We start from the raw sequence: 4,535 nt of genomic DNA, 5'->3' as shown, positions 1-4,535 counted from the left end.
GATTCATCCAAATTTAATACGGGTACACCATGCATCGCTTTACCATATTTAGACTTGATCAAATCATCGTCGGCTATAAATAATCCACCAACAATACCATTATACGTTTCTTTATAATATTCAAATAACATATTCATCATTATCACCCTTCAATATCATATTTATCAACAATAATAGTAACTTCTTGGGGCACAGGTAATTCAACTTCAATCCAAAATCTATTTTCCCCATCCGATACTTCATCAACAGCTATATCCATCATTTCTTTCATACTTGATGCATTTGACCAGCCAACAGCATTCCAACTACCATCTGGACCAACTGCTACAGCAATTTTTACTTTTATTTTAATTGGAGTATTCATGTTTTCTCGCTCAATAATTAAATCATGATAATAATTATATTCTAGTATGTTATGATCTATTTGTCAATTAGTTTTCCATCGACATTTCTACCGATCCGTTCTAATTTTGAAAAATCATTATCATATATTCCCCATATCAATAAACCTAAATATGTAGTAATCAATAAATCAGCAGCGTATTGCCCTGGTAATCCAATATACATCAGTAATGTAATAATAATTATCGAAGGAATCGGTAATAATACCCAAAATATTCTGGTATAATCATTATACCAAAACCATATCCAAAATCTTTTAAATTTATCAGTCTCTTGTTTTACCATCCTATTTCACATCGAGTTTTGATTTTTCCGCACTTAGAACATTGTTTCATTTGATAAACAAGTGGTACACCAAAATCAGCATCTCTTGATACCCTGAATGTATACCACTTTGAATAATTATGTCCAAATAAATTATGTAGGATTTCTTTTATCATTCTACACAAAAACCGAAAAAATGAATAACTTTTTCATAAAAAATAAAACACAATGTTAGAACACCATACGAACCAAGAAAAATTTTATCCATAGTAGTAATTTTTGCTGTATCAATACCTTTCATAATAATTTACCTCATTTGTTATATTTAAAAATTTAATTATAATAGATAATTTAGTAATTGTCAATTAAAATTATCTATATTCATTCAGATTTATTTCAATTGTACCCAATTCTTTTAAACACACGAATCTGGTACCATCGATTATTTCATCTTTACTTTTATGGTGATGTCCGAAAACCCAAAATTTTGGCTTATGATAATTCAACAATAATTGTAATAATGAACAAGTTGGATTTCTATCATCATATCCAAAAAAATATTTCCTTATATCATATGGACAATCATGCGAAACTATGATATTTGGTTTCACTTTTTCATATAATTCTATACACGAAATAGATTCTTGATAATTCAATTCTTCATTTCTAAACCAATCAAGATCTTCGATTCTATACTTTTGATCAATACTGAATGCGCCACTAACGAAGAAAATACCTTTATCTTCAATATATCCGAATTTACCTAATGAATGTTCTTCATTGATAAAAGGATGATGATCATGGTTACCAAATAAAATTTGATGATATTTATGATTTACGTTATTTAAATGCCATTTGTGTTCACCTTTGAAACCAAAATCTCCAACTTGAATACTACATCCTTTCGCATTATTTATCAAGGATTCATATGTAATTGTTTTACCATGAACGTCCCCGATAAATAACATATCATCTATATATTCACTGCCTTCAAGAAACATTGTGTATACTCTCTAGTATTTGGCCGAAAATAATATCTTCTGATTGATTAGCATCTATTTTTATACACCAATCTGGATCAGCATTAAAAAATTCTCTACGATAAATATCCTGGGCTACTTGTAATCTTTCTTTACTCTCATATTCAATAATATTGCCACGTTCATATATTCTATTAAAACATATTTCTAAATCAGTGTCAAGAAAAAATACTAAATCTGGGATAACGAATCGTTTTGTTAAATCACAATTTAGATTGTAATTTGATCTACTATCATTTCCAGAATTATGTGCAAATGTTGAATATTAATATCTATCACAAATAACATTTATACCATTATTCAAATTAGATAATATTCCATCAGGATTATATAAGTGCCAATGTCTATCTGCTGCAAATAAGTATGCTATTTGCGCATCAAATGTATCATATTCGGATAATTCATCCTTCATATAATTATCATCTATATTATTATTTGCAGAATCAATATATTTTCTCAATAATGTACCTATCATTGAATTAGTTGGTTCGGATGTATACCAACTATCTATATCATTTGAATTAAAATATCGATTCAATTTTTTCGCTTGGGTACTTTTTCCTGATCCATCTATACCTTCAAAAACTATAAATTTAGATTTCATTATTTTATACCAAAATCAAAATTACTGAATTTCTTTGATAATTCTTCTAATTCAGAATCATATTCTTCTTCGATATAGATCTTCTTAGGTTTCTTATTTACTCTACGATCATCAAATTCAACTTCGGTATCGTGATGTTTTTTATTATCCCTTAATTTTCTATCCCAGCTCATTTTCTTATATGTTGTTTATGGAAGTTTAAATATATACTTATATTGAATTATTAACAATTACTTTCAACTTTTCATTTAATTTATCCAATTCTTTTTTGTATTTAATATCTATTTTGAATTTAATATATTGATCTTTATCATTATCAAACCATTGAGTATTAAATTTGGTATATTCTTCTAATATAAAAAGATTTCCATTCAATAGTCCAATAATATCAATATATCCTAATTTATAAAACTTTGTATCAGTTAAAAACCAATGTTCACTATTAAATCTAAAATCACTACTTGAAGGTGGAATATATGCTTCTTTTAATGTACCATAGATAGTTAATTTCTTTGTACCAACTATATTGTCCTTAAATTCAGACAATATATCATATACCCGTGGTTTCTTTGTTCCTGTAATTGAACGGATGGCATATAATGGATTTGGTGAAACACATATCCTAGGTATATTACCTTCTTGTGAAATAATCGCTGATGGTGGGAGACGAGGTGTTAATATTACTTCTTCGCCTATATCTGATCTACTTATATGAAAAAACATAATAAAATATCAAATAATTAAAAATATAATTATATTAAATTATAAGTTAAATGTCAATGAAATATATTTTTAAAATTCTTGATCATCGAATCTAAAAATTGATTCGGTACCATAATAATATGTATATGAAACAGTATGTTCAGTTAAACAATTTAGGCATGTAATTTTTGAAGGATTTTCAAATGTACCTAAATTATGATTATCATATAAATCTATAATTTTCAAGTCTAGGTTCATCCCACAATGACATAAACATTTTTGAGGAGTATGAGTTTGTTTTTTTTCTATCAATATACATATTTATCACTGGCCATAATTTTTAAATCTACTTTGAGCGGGATACGACTTAGCTAACAGATAGTTTTTATATGTCATATTTAAAATTGGAGCGGGTATGGGAACTCGAATCCCTGCAAACTGGTTGGAAGCCAGTCGTCATACCTCATGATTACCCGCATAATTCTTTGTATTTTTTTGAATTCAAATTCAAAAATCTTATATTTTTTTCTTGAAAGTATCTTTCAGTAGTAATTGTTACTATTTTATTTTCAATAATATCAAAAACACTTGTTTTTCCGTTTTTAGGATTGGTTATTTTTCCAGATTTATATTGTTCTTTTTTAATATTACTTATTTTTATTTTAGTGATATCAGATAAGAATCTACCTTTATTATTAATAGCCATTTTCAATTTAGTTTCAGATGATACTATTTTACCCTTGTGACTTATTGACATTTTCAATTTAGTTTCATCGGAAATGTATCTTTCTTTATTTAAAGAACCTATTCTTGTTTTTTGTTCATCTGAAAAAACGTTTATTCGACCTTTAATCCATCCATTAATTCTTTATTTATCTTTTTATTATCAATACCATTATTAATCCAACAAGTTCCATACTGACTATGTTTTATACCAGACTGCAACTTAGACATTGCTTCAGACATATTTTTTCTATTACTTTCGTATAACCTCGAATTTATATATCTATTATTAGAATGATCTTTACTACTACAACCCATCATTGAAAAGGCTTTAACCATTGAATAAAATTCTTTTGATTTATATGGATAAATCTTAGTTAAGAGATAATGACAAATAAAATGTTCTCTAGCTGAAAGCTGAACCAAATTATCTTTCTCGTCATTTCCACCAACACTTTTCGGTATTATATGATGATTTTCAGTATATCCTTCAAAATCGTTCAGTCTTCTATTTTCAATAATTTCATTATAAATCCTTTTGTAGTCCATCTTCTTTCCATATAAATTAGTCCTATAACTATTTATATTTCAAAAGTTATAATATTATATTATATTCATTGGTATTAGTAAAGTAGACTCGTTTGAGTCTACTTTATTTTTATTTATCAAATAGGCGAATCTTCAAATTCACAAATAAATTTACGTGTAGTTGTAGTCATATCTTTGTAAATCAATGTTTGATTATAACTATCTAATTGTAAATAACGTTTATAACTTACTGCTGTACCATCAAAACCATT

Annotated in this window: 7 protein-coding genes, 1 tRNA gene and 1 pseudogene; all 9 read right to left on the bottom strand. The window is 26.8% G+C overall.

Going from position 1 to position 4,535, the window contains the following annotated elements:
* Nucleotides 1-142: 142 nt before the first annotated feature.
* Nucleotides 143-364, bottom strand: a complete 222-nt coding sequence (locus PHC28_RS15965) for a hypothetical protein (RefSeq protein WP_300102950.1) — start codon at nucleotides 362-364, stop codon at nucleotides 143-145.
* 56 nt (nucleotides 365-420) lie between these two features.
* Nucleotides 421-687, bottom strand: a complete 267-nt coding sequence (locus tag PHC28_RS15960) for a hypothetical protein (RefSeq protein ID WP_300102947.1) — start codon at nucleotides 685-687, stop codon at nucleotides 421-423.
* Between the two features lie 350 nt (nucleotides 688-1,037).
* The gene (locus tag PHC28_RS15955) at nucleotides 1,038-1,667 is read right to left on the bottom strand and encodes a metallophosphoesterase (RefSeq protein WP_300102944.1); all 630 of its coding nucleotides are present in this window, start codon (nucleotides 1,665-1,667) and stop codon (nucleotides 1,038-1,040) included.
* A pseudogene (tmk, locus tag PHC28_RS15950) lies at nucleotides 1,657-2,310 on the bottom strand (dTMP kinase). The gene PHC28_RS15955 and the pseudogene tmk overlap by 11 nt, the downstream one beginning before the upstream one ends.
* A complete protein-coding gene (locus PHC28_RS15945) occupies nucleotides 2,310-2,483 on the bottom strand; it encodes a hypothetical protein (protein ID WP_300102941.1) in 174 nt (57 codons plus the stop codon). The pseudogene tmk and the gene PHC28_RS15945 overlap by 1 nt, the downstream one beginning before the upstream one ends.
* 37 nt (nucleotides 2,484-2,520) lie before the next feature.
* The gene (locus PHC28_RS15940; RefSeq protein WP_300102938.1) at nucleotides 2,521-3,033 is read right to left on the bottom strand and encodes a hypothetical protein; all 513 of its coding nucleotides are present in this window, start codon (nucleotides 3,031-3,033) and stop codon (nucleotides 2,521-2,523) included.
* Between the two features lie 384 nt (nucleotides 3,034-3,417).
* A tRNA-Gly gene (locus tag PHC28_RS15935) sits at nucleotides 3,418-3,489 on the bottom strand.
* On the bottom strand, nucleotides 3,482-3,718 hold the full coding sequence (locus tag PHC28_RS15930) for a hypothetical protein (protein ID WP_300102935.1): 237 nt from the start codon (nucleotides 3,716-3,718) through the stop codon (nucleotides 3,482-3,484). Before PHC28_RS15930 ends, PHC28_RS15935 begins: the two co-directional genes overlap by 8 nt.
* A gap of 131 nt (nucleotides 3,719-3,849) precedes the next feature.
* Nucleotides 3,850-4,284, bottom strand: coding sequence for an HNH endonuclease signature motif containing protein (locus tag PHC28_RS15925; protein WP_300102932.1), 435 nt, complete (start codon nucleotides 4,282-4,284; stop codon nucleotides 3,850-3,852).
* Nucleotides 4,285-4,535 lie beyond the last annotated feature (251 nt).

This window comes from Flavobacterium sp. (genome assembly GCF_028712645.1).
In the GTDB taxonomy this organism is placed as follows: Bacteria; Bacteroidota; Bacteroidia; order Flavobacteriales; family Flavobacteriaceae; genus Flavobacterium.
Note: the sequence above shows the minus strand (reverse complement) of the source record. Positions and strands in the feature narration are given on the sequence as shown.